Origin of the sequence: Methylobacterium sp. HMF5984, from assembly GCF_045033435.1 — a bacterium.
Taxonomy (GTDB): domain Bacteria; phylum Pseudomonadota; class Alphaproteobacteria; order Rhizobiales; family Beijerinckiaceae; genus Methylobacterium.
On the sequence record NZ_JBJFLN010000001.1, the window covers coordinates 1033918 to 1048775 of the forward strand.

Below are 14858 nucleotides of genomic sequence, written 5' to 3' on the forward strand. Positions count from 1 at the left end.
GGCACCAGCCGACGAAGATTCGCCATACGAAAGGCCGCCTCGTCGTCGACGTCGCCGCCGACGCGTGCGCGGAGGCCTTCGCCGTCGCAGGTTCGGAAGCGGATCGAACGGGAACGGCGCTAATCGCGAAGTGCCGCTGCGAGCTCGGCGAAGGCGTCGGTACTCGCGGGTTGCCAGGGGTCTTGCCGCAAGGCCGCGTAGATCCTCGGAATGACGATCACGGCTTGGTCGAGCTCGGGGTCCGAGCCGGCGTGATAGCCGCCCATCACGCGCAGGTCGCGGGTGTCCTCGTAGCGCATGATCAGGTTCTTCAGGGCGCGGACGAGGTCCCTCTGCTCCCGTGTCCAGACCAGGTCGGCAAGCCGGGAGATCGAGCCGAGCAGGCTAATCGCCGGATAGCGGCCCTGGTCGGCGATCGCCCGGTCGAGCACGATATGGCCGTCGAGCGTGCCGCGGATGCTGTCGGCCACCGGGTCGTTGTGGTCGTCGCCATCGACCAGGACCGAGAAGATGCCCGAGATCGTCCCGCCGCCCTCGATGCCCGGCCCGGCTCGTTCGAGGAGCCGCGGCAGATCGCCGAACACGTTGGGCGGATAGCCGCGCGCCACGGGGGGCTCGCCCGCCGCCAAGGCCACGTCCCGCGCGGCATGGGCGAAGCGGGTGACGGAATCCACGATCAGCAGGACCGATTGCCCGCGGTCGCGAAAGTATTCCGCGACCGCCATGGCCGTCTTCGGCGCCTGACGACGCATCATCGGGCTCTCGTCCCCGGTCGCGACGACGACGACGGATCGCGCGCGGCTCGCCTGGATCGGGCCTTCGAGAAACTCGCGCACCTCGCGTCCGCGCTCGCCGACCAGGGCGACCACGACGGTGTCGAACCCCTCGCACCGGGCATGCCTGGCCGAGCGACTGAGAAACATCGCCGCCTGTCCGGCTGGATTGCCGCCGCCGATGATGATGGTCTCGGCGTTTCGGCAATAGCGCGCCTCGATCTCCGTCGCCGCGTAATAGATGCCCGCGCCTTCGAACGCCTCGAGCCGATCGATCGGCAGGCGGCGGTACTGGACACCGGTCGCGACGACGACGGCGCGTCCGCGAACGCGCTGATCGTTCTCGAAGGTCGCGCAGAACCCTCCGTCTCCGAGCCGCTCGAGCTTGGCCACCCGTCGCGGCATCGCGAACCGTGTTCCGAACTTCATTGCCTGGACCTCGCCGCGCCAGACCAGGTCGGCTCCGGAGATCCCCGTCGGGAAACCCATGTAGTTCTCGATGCGGCTCGACGTGCCGGCCTGGCCGCCGATCGCGACATCCTCGACCACCAGGGCGCGCAGTCCTTCCGCGCCGGCGTAGACGCCCGCCGCCACACCGGCCGGGCCGCCGCCGACGATGAGCACGTCGAATGCCTCGTCGTCGATCAGGTCGTGGTTGAGGCCGAGCAGGTGGGCGATCTTGTCCGGCGTCGGCTCCGTCACGACGACGTCGCGCCCGAAGATCACGGCCGGCCGGTCCGCGCGCGTCGCGCAGCTCTCTGCCACGGCGGCGGCTTCGGGGCTGCCGAGGGCGTAGGACCTGTAGGGAAGCCGGTTGCGGCTCGCGAACTCCGCGATCCGCCGCACGGCCCGGTCGTCATCCTCGCCGATGAGCACCAGGGTGCCGTCATGGGTATCGAGCTGGCGCCGCCGCCGTGCGGCGAGAACCGTGATGACGATATCGGACATCTCGGGGATCTCCGACATCAGCCGCAGCATCTCCAGGCGCGGCACCTCGATCACGGTGGTGTCCTGGACCGCCCGCATGGGCATCGACCAGTTCCCGCCATTCAGAAACGCGATCTCGCCCATGAACTGCGTCGGCCCGAGCGTCGAAGGAAGATGGCGCTCGTTCGTGAACGGATTCACGACTTCGATCTCGCCCGTCTCGACATAGACGAAGCGATCGGCGCGCTCGCCCGCGCGTGCGAGGAAAGCCCCGGCGGGGTAATTCCGCGCGACGCCGGCAGACCGAAGCGCTGCGACATGCGAGGCCGCGAGTGGGATGCGCTGCATCTCGCGCAGGTCTCGACCGATCGTCTCCATGTCCGCGTTTCCCCGCACGCTGTCTGGTGCGGCAGCATCGATCACGCCGCTCCGCCGGACAAGGTGCCGAGCGTGTAGGAGGCCCGAGCTGGCATCGGCCCGTCTCCGAAGCCGGCCGGTAACCGGCCTGCGAAGCATTTGCCTCTGAACGACCTGGCTCGCGCGTAAGACGCTCAGCCAGAGCACGGTGGCATCGTGTCGGATCGCGTCGCCACGCGTCCCACCGGAACACGCCTTCTCCGCGATCACGCTTGTCCGATGTCGGTCGGTTTCAGGGATGGTCGGGGGTCGCCCAGGGGGCTGCGGACAGCGTTTGGGCCAGGTAGGCGATCAGGGCCGTCACGCGAGCCGGACGCAACTCGCCCGGCGGCATGACGAGGTGCAGGGCGATCGGCGGCAGGGCCCAATCGGGCAGAACGCGCTCCAGGGTGCCGGCCTTGAGATCGTCCCAGATCATGAAGTCCGGCTGCACCGCCAGTCCGAGGCCGGCGCGCAAGGCCGGCGCGAGGGCCTCCGCATTGTTGGCCCGCATCGGGCCCTTCGGCACGATGGTCGCTTCGTTCCCCGCAGGGTCCGTGAATCGCCAGCGGTCGGACATCGGCAGGTGGGCATAGCCGAGGCAGGCATGCCGAACGAGGTCGTCCGGGTGCGCGGGGCGGCCGTGCCGTTGCAGGTAGCTCGGCGTGGCCACGAGCGAGCGGCGGACGGCGCAGAGCTTGCGGGCGCGCAACGAAGAATCCGGCAGTGCGGCGATGCGCAGTCCGATGTCGAAACCGCCGCCGATCAGGTCGACCACGGCGTCGCTCAGGTGCAGGTCGATCGAGACGGCAGGGTACCGCTCGAGGAAGTCCGGAAGCCGCGGCGTGACGTGGAGCAGGCCGAACGACATCGGCACGGCGAGCCGGACCAGGCCTTGAGGCTCGGAGGCGCCGGCCGAGGCCTCCGCCTCGGCGGCCTCTCCCTCGGCGAGGATGCGCGCGGCACCGTCCTTGGCTGCCCGCCCTGCCTCCGTCAGGGCGAGCTTGCGCGAGGTTCGATGGAACAGGCGGGCGCCGATGCGAGCCTCCAGCCGGCTCACCGCTTTCGAGACCGTCGCGTTCGACAACCCAAGCTCGGCGGCGGCGCGACCGAAGGAGCCGGCCTCCACGACCTTGGCGAAGATCGCCCAGGCCTCGAAATCGGGCAAGCGCATGCGGCAGATTCCGGAAAAGATGGGTTTCCATCGTTTCCCTTTCAGCCTTGGCTGACAAGCCGCATAACGCCTCGATCGTAGTCCCTATCGGTCTTCGAACGATCGAGCGAAGGAGGGATCCATCATGAGCTGGCACGGTGCGGAAGACCCGATCCCCGGGGATCGTTTCACCTGCGACGCGATCAAGACGCTGATCGTTCCGCGCTCGCGCGACCTCGGTTCGTTCGCGGTGCGGCGCGCCTTGCCGTCGGCGGAATGCCGGATGGTCGGCCCCTTCGTCTTCTTCGACCAGATGGGACCGTCCGAATTCCTTCTCGGCAAGGGCATGGACGTGCGGCCTCACCCGCATATCGGCCTGTCGACCGTCACCTATCTCTTCGACGGCGAGATCATGCACCGGGACAGCCTGGGCACCGGTTTGCCGATCCGTCCCGGCGAGCTCAACTGGATGACCGCCGGTCGCGGGATCACCCATTCCGAGCGCACGGGTGCGGATTTGCGGCAATCCGGCTCGAACCTGTTCGGCATTCAGGCGTGGGTCGCCTTGAGCGCCAAGGACGAGGAATGTGCACCCGCCTTCGAGCATTACGATGCTGCGGCTCTGCCCACGCTCACGGGCGAGGGCAAGACGGTCCGTCTCATTGCCGGCGAGGCGTTCGGAGCCACATCACCGGTGCGGACGTCGAGCCCGATGGTCTACGCGGAAGCGGCGTTGGACACTGGGGCGATGCTCCCCCTCGACCCGAGCTACGACGAGCGGGCGATCTACACCGTGTCGGGCGTGATCGAGATCGCCGGCGATACCTTCGGTCCGGGCCAGCTCCTGGTCTTCAGGCCCGGCGACCGGATCAGCGTTCGCGCGACGGAAGGCGCCCGCTTCATGGTGCTCGGCGGCGAGCCGATGGATGGGCCGCGCCACCTCTGGTGGAATTTCGTTTCCTCACGGCCCGAGCGGATCGAGCAGGCCAAGGCAGACTGGCGTCAGGCGCGCTTCGACACCGTCCCGGGCGATTCCGAGTTCATCCCGCTGCCCGACTCACCTCCGCCGGTGCGATACCCCTGAAGACGATCCAGGTGCGGCCAGCCGTTCGCGGGCCGGCCGCGCTTGGCGCGATTCCTGACGATTGCCGACTCCCAGGGCGTACGGATGTGGATCTGCCCGGCGGGAGGTTCGCAGATGGAGTATCCTCTCTGGAATCGAGGATCGAGGTCCGTTTCGCCCCCCAATCCGGAGGAGCCGGACGGCCGACGGATGAGCGCTTATCGGAAGCGCGCGCGGCAACCCAGGCGGTCGGCTCGGGTGCCTCTCACAAGCCGGCAGGCGAGTGCCCATCCTGGTGTTGAGCCGGCCGCGCGTCGGGGGCCCTTCGCGGGCGATGAGCTCGCGGGCCGGCAACGGCGGCGGCAAGGTCGAGCCTTTGATGATCGGGCCCCGGCCATGCCCGGATGAGAGGAGGGCAGCCTTGCGTTCCGCGTCGTCGGAAGGTCCGTTCCGGTGCCGGCCTTCGCGGATCAGCGGCAGCCATCGGACCCTGGGACGGCAACAACCCGAGCGTCGGGTGTGGTAGAAGGCGGACATGCCCGCCAAACACTCCCGCCACATCGCCCTTGCGGAAACGCTTGTTGCCCGGGCCGACAGCCAGGTGGCCGAGGGCGCGTGCGCCTCGACCCGCGACCTCGTTCGAACCGCCATCCGGATCCTGCGCAGCAGGGACGCGGGCGAGGCCACCAGTCTGACGGCCCGCGGGGCGCCGGCGTCACTCCGTCGGCGACGGGGCTGAGTCGATGGTGGATGCTTCGGCTCTCGCCGGCGGCGGCGACATGGGCGCGCTCATGCGTGCCTACGATTGGTCGGTCACATCGCTCGGGCCGCAGGAGCACTGGCCCCAACCGCTCCTGACCCTTGTGCGGGTGATGCTGAACTCGCGGCAGCCCATGTTCATCTGCTGGAGCGGGGACCGCACCCTGGTCTACAACGACGCCTACGTGCCCATGCTGGGCGAGAGGCACCCCACAGCCCTCGGTCGCCCGTTCTTCGAGACTTGGCCTGAAGTCCGAGGCGAGCTGGGAGTTTTGATGGATCGCGTGTTTGCGGGAGAGCCCGTGCACATGGACGACCTGCAGCTCACCCTCCACCGCAACGGCTACCCGGAAGAAACGCACTTCGCCTTCTCCTACACTCCTGTACCCGGCGATGATGGTGCGGTCCTCGGCCTGTTCTGCGCCTGCACCGAGACGACCCGCCAAGTGCTCGCCGAGCGACAAGCCGCTTCCGAACGGCAGCGGCAGCAGGCTTTGCTCCAGCAGATGCCCGGGTTCGTCGCCGTGCTGCGCGAACCGAGCCATATCTTCGAGTACGTCAACGATGCCTATGTCACGGTCGCGGGTCGACGCGCTTACATCGGGCGCAATGTCCGCGAGGTGTTTCCGGAACTGGTCGGCCAAGGGTTCTACGAGCTTCTCGACCTGGTGTATTCGACCGGCGAGCCATTCACGGCCCGTACCGTTCCGATCCGGTTCGCGGGCGAGGATAGCGACCGGTACCTCGACTTCCTCTACCAGCCCATTCGCGACGCGGACGGGGCCGTCACCGGCATCTTCGCCGGCGGCTACGAGGTCTCGGACCAGATCCGTTCGCAGGCCGCCCTGGCCGAAAGCGAGAGCCGCTACCGCACCCTGTTCGAGAGCATCGACGTCGGGTTCTGCATCATCGAGGTGACGTTCGACGATGCGGACCGGGCCATCGACTACCGCATCCTCGAAGCCAACCCCGCCTTCGAACGGCAGACCGGCGCCGACGTGGTCGGCCGGTGGGTCAGCGAGTTCGCTCCCGATCTCGAACGCCATTGGTTCGACACGTATGGGCGCGTCGCACGGACGGGCGAATCCTCCCATTTCGAGAACAGGGCCGACGTGTTCGGGCGCTGGTTCGACGTGCGCGCCCTGCGCGTCGGTGATCCAGCCGCGCGCCGGGTCGCCGTGCTCTTCAGCGACATCTCCGAGCGCAAGCGCATGGAGGAAGAACTCCAGGTTCTGAACACCACCCTCGAGCAGCAGGTCTTCGAGCGAACGGCCGAGCGCGACAGGCTCTGGACGTTGTCCGAGGACATGCTGGCCCGGGCCAACTACGAAGGGATGATGTCGGCGGTCAGCCCGGCCTGGACCCGGGTGCTCGGCTGGTCCGAGGCCGAGCTCCTGTCGCGATCCTACGGGACCTTCATGCACCCGGACGACATGGAACGGACGCTGGACGGCCTCGCCCGGATGGGGGAAACGAGGCAGCCGGCTCGCTTCGAGAACCGCATCGCCACCAAGGACGGGAGTTGGAAGCCCCTCGAGTGGATGGTCGTGCCCGAGGCCGACGGGACGCACTTCATCGCCGTCGGTCGTGACCTGACCATCGTCAAGGCGCGCGAGACGGAGCTTGCCTCCGCCCAGGAGGCGTTGCGCCAGGCTCAGAAGATGGAAGCGGTCGGCCAGCTCACCGGCGGCGTCGCGCATGACTTCAACAATCTCCTCACCGTCATCAAGTCGTCTACCGACCTGCTCAAGCGTCCGGACCTGCCGGAGGAGCGACGCCAGCGCTACATCGGCGCGATCTCCGACACCGTCGCCCGCGCTGCCAAGCTCACCGGTCAGCTCCTCGCCTTCGCGCGCCGGCAGGCATTGAAGCCGGAGGTCTTCGATGCCGGCCGGAGCGTTCTTACCATCAGCGACATGGTCGGCACCCTGAGCGGTTCGCGCGTCAAGATCGTCACGGACATCCCGGACGAGCCGTGCTTCATCGACGCCGACCCGAGCCAGTTCGACACGGCCTTGGTGAACATGGCGGTCAATGCCCGCGATGCGATGGATGGCGAAGGTACCCTCACCATCACGGTGCACCCCGTCTCCACCATCCCACCGATCCGCAGCCACCCCGCCGTATCGGGCGACTTCGTCGCGGTGTGCATCGAGGACACGGGGGCAGGCATCGCCCCCGACCGGATCGAGCACATCTTCGAGCCGTTCTTCACGACCAAGGGCGTCGGGCAGGGAACGGGCCTCGGTCTGAGCCAGGTCTTCGGCTTCGCGAAGCAATCCGGCGGCGAGATCCGGGTCCAAAGCACGGTCGGTCAGGGTACGATGTTCGTGCTGTACCTGCCGAAGGTGAAGGCCGCCCCCCCTTCGCCCGAGACGGAGCCCGAACCCCTCGTCGATGGTCACGGCACCTGCGTCCTGGTGGTCGAGGACAACGTGGATGTCGGGACGTTCGCGACCCAGACCCTGGCCGAGCTCGGCTACGTCACCGTCTGGGCGTCGGACGCCGAGGAGGCGCTGGCCGAGTTGGCCGCAGACGCTGCCCGCTTCGACGTCGTCTTCACCGACGTGGTGATGCCGGGCATGAACGGGATCGAACTCGCACACGAGATCCGCCGTCGGCATCACGACATGCCTGTTTTACTTGCCTCCGGCTACAGCCACGTTCTGGCGCAGAACGGCACCTACGGTTTCGAGCTCCTGCACAAGCCGTACTCGGTCGAGCAGCTTTCGCGTCTCCTTCGGAAGGTGGCCACTCGGCAGAGGCGCAGGCGCATCATGGGCCGCTAGCTCAAGCTCGCAGCGCGCGCGAGGTGCGAAACAGGGCGTTCGTCCAACCCTTCGAAGCGGCTCGCCCCGCCCTGCCTGCTCGCCCTGTTCTCGGTCAGACGGGTTGGCAAAAGTCGCCGATCCGCCGCCGGGCCGTCCATCATCCAGGTGGCAAGGTCGGCGTAGGCCCGGATCGGCGAGGCGCACGGCGATCCGGCATGTCCTGTTCCCGCCACAGCAGGGAGCGGCGCCCCTCTCGTTGCGGTGGCTCAAATGGTCGACGCTGTCGAGAACGGCACCCGCCCAGGCACGCGACGTCCGCCACGCACGGCCCGCGGCAGCCGCAGCCGGAAGACCGCTACGCGCGCGAACGAACCTTCGGCTGAGCTCGACCCGGACGCATCGTCCCGGCGAGCGAACAGATCGGCGGACGCACCAAAGGTTTCGCGAGTTGCTGCGAGCCGCCCGCCGAGCGCTCCGTCAGCATTGATCATCGCCTCCCGCGGTTGATTTGCGTCGGAATCCTGGCGACAGTAGGGGCTTCCCTGCCACATGAAGCAGGTGGGATGGCGCTCTCCATTCGCACGCAACCTATCGATTCTGATCGTCTTGTTATGAATTGGCGAAATGATTTTTATAACAAATGCTGCAGGACATTGTATCTATACGAGTGCCGAGTGGACGAATTGGACCGGTCAGGCCGGCGTTGATGCGCTGGGGAAAGGATGGCTTTCCAAAGTTCACCAGGACGATCAGAGGATTGTTGAGAAAATCTTCTGCAAAGCGACGCAGCACGCCGCCGAATTCAGCATTCGCTATCGCCTTCTGAAGGCGAATGGCGCGCCGCAATGGGTCGGTGCCGGTGGGGTGCCCTCATTCGGGATCTATGGGAACGCCTTCATCGGCTACGTCGGGACGATCACCGCCCTCGCCGAAGGGGCGACGGACACGATCGCAGCCTACGGCAACGTCGAGCAAGTCAGGCCGCTCGGGCCTCATCCGGCAATGACGCCGGTCGATGCCCTCGACCGGATCGCCGACCACCTGATCATCGCGCATTCGCTCATCGAGGCCGAGGGCTGCAAGGCCGCCCTGCCTGACGTCCGCAAGGCATTGTTCAGGGTCGGGCAGGCTCTCGCCTCGCGGATCACGGATCAAGCACAGCTGAACTGAGCCGAGGGGCAGCCGAGGTTCACCTGAGCGACCGACCTCCTCGCTGAGGTCCGGCCGAGGCAGAGCTGCCTCAAGCGGCGGACGTACGCGGGGAGACGGCGGCGAGGGGTGGAGCGTGCCGCAGGTCGGGCGGCGTCTTGAAATCTCGGGCCGCACCGCGGGACGCCGCGACCCCGCGCGGAAAGCCGCTGCGGTCCCGGTAGGATCGCCGACGACCCGATCTGCGGTCGTGCAGCACGGTGGTGGCTTGGGCGTCGATCAGGTCGATTGCGGTGATGCCGAGCAGCAGCGCCAGAGCGACGACGACGTTGTCGCGCTTCGGGTTGTCCGGCCGAAGCACCGTCAGCGCGGTCGCGATATCAAGGCCGTCACCGGCGACTCGGCTCCAGAGCCCAAGCTTCTTGTCGACCGACAGCGAGAGGATGCCGCTGCCGATCTCCCGGACGCCGTAGGCGCGCACCAAAGCCTCCTTGCCCTCCATGCCGAGCGGGCGCGTGATGCGCTGCGGCGCCAGGAGCTCGGTCAGGCCGAGGCCGAGGCTGAACCAGCCGAGCCCTTTGGCAAGGCTGTCGGGTATGCCGCGCGAGCTCGGCCCGGAGCGTATGACCTTCGGATCGCCCTCGGATCGCGTGATGTTCGTGAGGCGCGCGATGCTTGTCATGGTCTTCATGGCCTATCTCGCTGGATGTCAGGGTTTGAGAACGACCTTGATGCAGCTGTCCTGCTTGTCCCGGAACGTCCGGTACATCTCGGGTCCCTTGTCGAGGGAGACCTCGTGGGTGATGACGAAGGAGGGGTCGATCTGCTCCTCCTCGATCCGGCGCAGGAGATCCGCGGTCCAGCGTTGGACGTGCGTCTGCCCCATCCGGAACGTCAAACCCTTGTTCATCGCCGCGCCCATCGGGATCTTGTCCGACAGGCCGCCGTAGACGCCCGGGATCGAGATCAGGCCGCCGGGCCGGCACACGTAGATCATCTCGCGCAGGACGTGCGGTCGATCGCTTTCCGCCATGAAGACCTGCTTGGCTCGGTCGTAGACGGTATCCGGCATGCTGGGGCTGACGTGGCTTTCCATGCCGATGCAGTCGATGCACTTCTCAGGGCCCTCGCCGCCGGTCAGCGCATTCAGCCGCTCGACGACGTCCTCCTCCTCGAAATTGATGGTGATCGCGCCCCCCGCCTCGGCCATCTCCAGACGCTCCGGCAGGCGGTCGATGGCGACCACCTGCTCGGCGCCGAGCAGGATGGCGGAGCGGATCGTCATCTGGCCGACCGGTCCGCACCCCCAGATCGCCACGGTGTCGGTGGGCTGGATGTCGGCCTGCACGGCCGCCTGCCAACCGGTTGGGAAGATGTCCGAGAGGAAGAGCAGCTTCTCGTCGGGAATGCCGTGAGGCACCTTCTGGACGGTCGTATCGGCGAAGGGCACGCGCAGGTACTCGGCCTGACCTCCGGGATAGCCGCCGGTGAGGTGCGAGTAGCCGAACAAGCCCGCCGTGGTGTGGCCGAAGACCTTGTCGGCGAGGTGCTTCTTAAGGTTGCTTTTCTGGCAGACGGAAAAGTACCCGCGCTTGCACTGATCGCACTCGCCGCAGACGATGGTGAAAGGTACCACCACCCGGTCGCCTTTCTTCAGCTTGCCGTTGAGGCCGCGCCCGGTCTCCACGACCTCGCCCATCGTCTCATGACCCATGACGTCGCCCGGGAGCATGGCGGGGATGAAGTTGTGAAACAGATGCAGATCCGATCCGCAGATCGCGCAGCTCGTGACTTTGACGATCAGATCGCGATCCGCTTCGATCTCCGGATCGGTGACGCTGTCGCAGCGAATGTCTTCTTTCCCGTGCCAGACGAGGGCTCGCATGGTTCGCTCCCGTGCAAATGCTATGGTGTCAAGGTCTGATGTGCAGCAAAGGCGCCGTCAGGGAACGAACACGGAGCGGACGCAGCCGTCCTTCTTGTGTTTGAACATGGCGTAGCCGCGCGGCGCATCTTCGAGCGAGAAGCGGTGCGTCGCCAGGAACGACGGGTTCAGCTCGCCCTTCTGGGCGTGGGCAAGCAGACGATCCATGTAGGCCTGCCCGTGCTGCTGGGCCGTGCGAACCGTGAGACCCTTGTTCATGATCGCGCCGACCGGGAACTTGTCCATCACCCCGTAGACCCCCAGGATCGAGAGGGTTCCGCCTTTCCGGCAGGCCAGGATCGCCTCGCGCAGCGCCTGGCCGCGATCCGTGTGCATGTGGATGAGTTGCTTGGCGCGGTCGTAGGCGTATTGCAGGCCGGTCCCGTGCGCCTCCATGCCGACGGCGTCGATGCAGGCATCGGGTCCGCGGCCTCCGGTCATCTCCCTGAGCACCTCCAGGACGCTGTCGACGTCCTCGTAGTTGATGGTCTCGGAGCCGACATGCTCGCGCGCCATCCGGAGCCGCTCAGGCAGGCGGTCGATCCCGATCACCCGTTCGGCCCCCATCAGGAAGGCGCTCCTCTGCGCCATCAGCCCGACGCCGCCGCAGCACCAGACCGCCACCACGTCGCCGCGCTGGATGTTGCAGAAATCCGCTCCCATGTAGCCGGTCGGAGCGGCATCGGAGAGGAACAGCACCTGCTCGTCCGGGAGGCCATCCGGCGCCTTGAAGCAGTCGTTGTCGGCGAAGGGGACGCGCACGTACTGGGCGTGCGCCCCGGCATAGCCGCCGAATGCGTGCGTGTAGCCGTAGATGCCCGCGGTCGGGTACCCAAAGACGGGCTCCTGCAGTTCCGGTTTGGGATGGGTGTTGTCGCACAACGAAGAAAGCTTGTTCTTGCAATACCAGCATTGGCCGCAGGTGATGAACGACGGTACCACGACCCGGTCGCCCTTCTTGACCTTCTTCACCTCGGGTCCGATCTCCTCGACCACGCCCATGAACTCGTGACCGATCACGTCGCCGGCTTTCATGGTCGGGATGTAGCCGTCGATGAAATGCAGGTCGGAGCCGCAGGTGGTCGACATGGTGACCCGCAGGATGCAGTCGTGCGGATTGACGATCTCGGGATCCTTGACGGTCTCCACACGCAGGTCGTTGACGCCGTTCCAGATGAGTGCGCGCATGAAAAGGCTCCTGCTCAGCGAGGGTCGGGTCGAGCTGCGGGCTGACGCTCGGTGGTCGGGATCTCGCCGGTCTGGACGAGGGCTTTGAAGTAGTGGAGCGACTTGCTCGCCAGCGACGCCGGAAGGGTGTCGCCGAGCATCTGGGTGGCGATCCGGCCGAGCATGCCGCCGGGCGGATCGAGGCTGACGTGCAGAGCCACCACCGTGCCGCGGTTGCCGGCGGCGCGGAAGCGCACCGACACGTCCCGGATCAGGGCATCGTCGCCTTGTGCCTCCCAGCGGAGGGCTTCGCCGGGCCGGTCGTCCGTCAGGCGCATGTCCCAGGAGCCGAGATCGTGCCCAACGCTCCACCGCGTCTGTCCGTCGCCCGTGGTCTCTGACCGTCGCAAAGGGCGCCATGATCCGCTGCAAGGTCTCGGGCTCGCGCAAACGGCGGTACAATTCATCGGCGGGAACATCCTCGATCGTGATCGAGCGCTCGATCTCCGGTTTTCGCCAAGCTGCGGACCCTCGGTTCGGATCGCCTCCGGTTCGTCCGCCGGACGCGCTCCGCTGCGCACCGAGCACGCCGATCGCGGCGACGCCGGCCGCGGCCGCGAGGGCAAGCCCGATGAGGCCCGGGGTGGAAAGACCGCCGGACGCATCCTGTCGGCGTTGCCGACGGCTGGGTCCCAACCACGGGTCCTCCGCCGCGTGCGTACGCGCTGCCCGCTCGCCCCGCTCCCGTCGGGAGAATCCATCCTGCCCATAGGTCATGGCGCACCTCGAAAGCGGGGAACGACCCCATATCGCGGGTCGAATGGTTGCTGGGTCGCAGAAACGCGTTGTTTATCTCGATCAAATCTTGTCGAGCCGGGACATGTTGAAGATGAATCGAATATTGGGCGGAACGATCGTGGTGCCCGCTACGAAAACTTGCGGCCCTACGCAGCGGAGACGGTTCCGGCCACTCGTCTCTGTTTCCGAGCGCCCCATCCCGAACCATGTCGCACCGCGATCCCGATGCGGACGGCGGGTCGGGCGAAGCGCCTTGGCCCGTGAGGGGTCGAGGCCACATTACGCCCGAGATCGACGTTGAGGCGGCACGCTCCCAAAATTCTCGGGAGTACCGGCCCGGTCTGAATTCCGGGCCGGTGATCGACGGTGATCGGAGGGAACCTTTGGGCAGAGCTACGCTAGCGCGTGCCCGACGCGTCTTGCGTTTGGCCGCTGCCCTGCCCGGCAGAATTGGCCCGCGTCGGAGTTCCGGCGCCCCCTGCCTGAGAGGTCGATCCGGTCGTCTGCGGGTTGGGATTACCCAGGGCGTTCGCGTTGGCCGTCATGCCGGCCAGGAACTCGCCGCGCTGCCAGTTCGGCATCCCGACCGAGGCGAGCAGGTTCGTGGTCAGCGTGCCGGTCGGCTCGAGCCCCTGCGCCTGCTGGAAGTGGGTCGCGGCGATGGTCGTGTCGTTGTTCCAGTTGCCGTCGAGGTGGCCGGCCGCGTAGCCGCGCAGGTTCAGCACCTGCTGGATCTGGCGCACGCCGTCGGAATTCATCCAGAGCGGCTCGCCGGCGCTGTCCGCACGCTCCAGGGCGATGCGCTGGTTGTCGACCTGCCGATCACCTCCCGGCCCGGACGCTTGGCTCGGCTGCGGGCGCGCCGCGCCGGCGGCCTGCGGGCCCGTGCCATGCCCGGCCGAGAAGATCGGGTCGGTCAGGCCGAGGGCGGCGATCAGGCCGACTTCGAGCCGTCCCGTCGGCTCCAGCCCCTGCGACTGCTGGTAGCTGCGCGCGGCCTGCACGGTCGCCGGCCCCCATCGGCCGTCCACCTGCCCGGTGTTCCAGCCCTGCTGGTTCAGCGCCTGCTGGATCTGCCTGACGCCGGCCGGGCTGACATGGAGCGGCGTCCCGCGGCTGTCGGCGCGCTCGACCACGATGCGCTGATTGTCGACCTGCTTGGTTCCCTGGTCGCCGGCCTGGCCGCCGCCCTGGCCGTTGCGTCCACCGGCGTTGCCGAGGATGATGTCCTGCTCCAGGCCGAGACCATAGACGAGCGGGATGGTAAGGGACCCGGTCGGCTCCATGTTCTGCGCCTGCTGGAAGCTTCGCGCCGCCGAGGCGGTCTGCGGGTTCCAACGGCCATCCACGGTGCCCGTGCTGTAGCCCTTCTGGGTCAACGCCTGCTGGACCTGCCGCACGCCCGCCGAGCTGACGTAGATCTGCGTGCCCTGACCATCCTGCTGGTCCTGGGCCACGCGCTGGTTGCTGACCGCGGATTGTTGAGCCTGAGCATGGCCGCCCGCCACGGCGGCGAGGACAGTCGTCGTGAGAAAGAGATGCTTCAGCACCATGATGAACCTCCTTTCATGGACGTAGGGACGAACCAGGGCGGCCACGCCCCGTTCCTGCGGACGATCCCCTAGGGAACCTCCGATGCTGGCAGGTTTCTCGGGATGGAGGGGTACGACGGCGGGGCACGCGAGGGCCGTGTCCGAAAGGTCCCTAAGGGAGTGCCCGGATCGTCCTGCGAGGCGAGGCACGTCACACTGCCGGCTGCAGGGGTGGCCCCGCCGCCCTCGACGCGGAGGATCGACGTGAGCGACGGGCATTTCCAAGCCGACACGGATGCCTGCGCACGCGAGGCTCGGGCGGCCATCGAGGGTGTGCTCGAGCGGCGGTGTCCCGAGCTGAAGATCGCCTTCTGGACCGCCGTCGACAGACACTATCGGCGGGACGCCCCGTCCGGCCCTCGGCAGGGGGCACCCGCAAGCCCGAG

Annotated in this window: 11 protein-coding genes and 1 pseudogene; 4 read left to right on the forward strand and 8 right to left on the reverse strand. The window is 67.3% G+C overall.

Annotated elements, in window-relative coordinates; translation table 11 throughout:
• Positions 1-119: 119 nt before the first annotated feature.
• The 3 genes and pseudogenes from ACFZ8E_RS04905 to ACFZ8E_RS04915 form a co-directional block, all read right to left on the reverse strand.
• Positions 120-1751, reverse strand: a complete 1632-nt coding sequence (locus ACFZ8E_RS04905; protein WP_405044328.1) for an FAD-dependent oxidoreductase — start codon at positions 1749-1751, stop codon at positions 120-122.
• Positions 1746-2216 (reverse strand): annotated as a pseudogene (locus ACFZ8E_RS04910) (cyclic nucleotide-binding domain-containing protein); the annotation flags it as partial. The pseudogene ACFZ8E_RS04910 and the gene ACFZ8E_RS04905, both read right to left, overlap by 6 nt.
• Before the next feature lie 133 nt (positions 2217-2349).
• Positions 2350-3270 carry a LysR family transcriptional regulator gene (locus tag ACFZ8E_RS04915; RefSeq protein WP_147726120.1) on the reverse strand — a complete coding sequence of 307 codons (921 nt, stop codon included), beginning with the start codon at positions 3268-3270 and terminating at the stop codon, positions 2350-2352.
• Positions 3271-3394: 124 nt separating this feature from the next.
• Here ACFZ8E_RS04915 and ACFZ8E_RS04920 point away from each other — a divergent pair, with 124 nt between their 5' ends.
• From ACFZ8E_RS04920 to ACFZ8E_RS04930, 3 genes are all read left to right on the forward strand, one after another.
• Positions 3395-4333 (forward strand): pirin family protein, encoded by a 939-nt coding sequence (locus ACFZ8E_RS04920; RefSeq protein WP_405042186.1) that lies wholly within the window; start codon positions 3395-3397, stop codon positions 4331-4333.
• Positions 4334-5055: 722 nt separating this feature from the next.
• On the forward strand, positions 5056-7860 hold the full coding sequence (locus ACFZ8E_RS04925; protein WP_405042188.1) for a PAS domain-containing protein: 2805 nt from the start codon (positions 5056-5058) through the stop codon (positions 7858-7860).
• A 606-nt stretch (positions 7861-8466) separates the two neighbouring features.
• Positions 8467-9012 (forward strand): PAS domain-containing protein, encoded by a 546-nt coding sequence (locus ACFZ8E_RS04930; protein ID WP_405042189.1) that lies wholly within the window; start codon positions 8467-8469, stop codon positions 9010-9012.
• A 70-nt stretch (positions 9013-9082) separates the two neighbouring features.
• Here ACFZ8E_RS04930 and ACFZ8E_RS04935 read toward each other — a convergent pair whose 3' ends face one another.
• Both ACFZ8E_RS04935 and ACFZ8E_RS04940 read right to left on the reverse strand, forming a co-directional pair.
• Positions 9083-9673 carry a hypothetical protein gene (locus ACFZ8E_RS04935; RefSeq protein WP_147726126.1) on the reverse strand — a complete coding sequence of 197 codons (591 nt, stop codon included), beginning with the start codon at positions 9671-9673 and terminating at the stop codon, positions 9083-9085.
• Between the two features lie 27 nt (positions 9674-9700).
• A complete protein-coding gene (locus ACFZ8E_RS04940) occupies positions 9701-10795 on the reverse strand; it encodes a zinc-dependent alcohol dehydrogenase (protein ID WP_405044329.1) in 1095 nt (364 codons plus the stop codon).
• On the opposite strand from ACFZ8E_RS04940, the gene ACFZ8E_RS04945 reads away from it, so the two are divergent.
• Positions 10697-10915: a hypothetical protein gene (locus tag ACFZ8E_RS04945; RefSeq protein ID WP_405044462.1), complete on the forward strand. Its 219-nt coding sequence runs from the start codon at positions 10697-10699 to the stop codon at positions 10913-10915. The two genes, ACFZ8E_RS04940 and ACFZ8E_RS04945, sit on opposite strands and share 99 nt — an antisense overlap.
• Positions 10916-10933: 18 nt before the next feature.
• On the opposite strand, the gene ACFZ8E_RS04950 is transcribed toward ACFZ8E_RS04945, so the two are convergent.
• From ACFZ8E_RS04950 to ACFZ8E_RS04960, 3 genes are all read right to left on the reverse strand, one after another.
• Complete coding sequence (locus tag ACFZ8E_RS04950) at positions 10934-12103, reverse strand: zinc-dependent alcohol dehydrogenase (protein WP_405042190.1); 1170 nt, start codon at positions 12101-12103, stop codon at positions 10934-10936.
• Between the two features lie 14 nt (positions 12104-12117).
• The gene (locus ACFZ8E_RS04955) at positions 12118-12420 is read right to left on the reverse strand and encodes a hypothetical protein (protein ID WP_405042192.1); all 303 of its coding nucleotides are present in this window, start codon (positions 12418-12420) and stop codon (positions 12118-12120) included.
• An 858-nt stretch (positions 12421-13278) separates the two neighbouring features.
• Positions 13279-14433: a peptidoglycan-binding protein gene (locus tag ACFZ8E_RS04960; protein ID WP_405042193.1), complete on the reverse strand. Its 1155-nt coding sequence runs from the start codon at positions 14431-14433 to the stop codon at positions 13279-13281.
• Between the last annotated feature and the right edge of the window lie 425 nt (positions 14434-14858).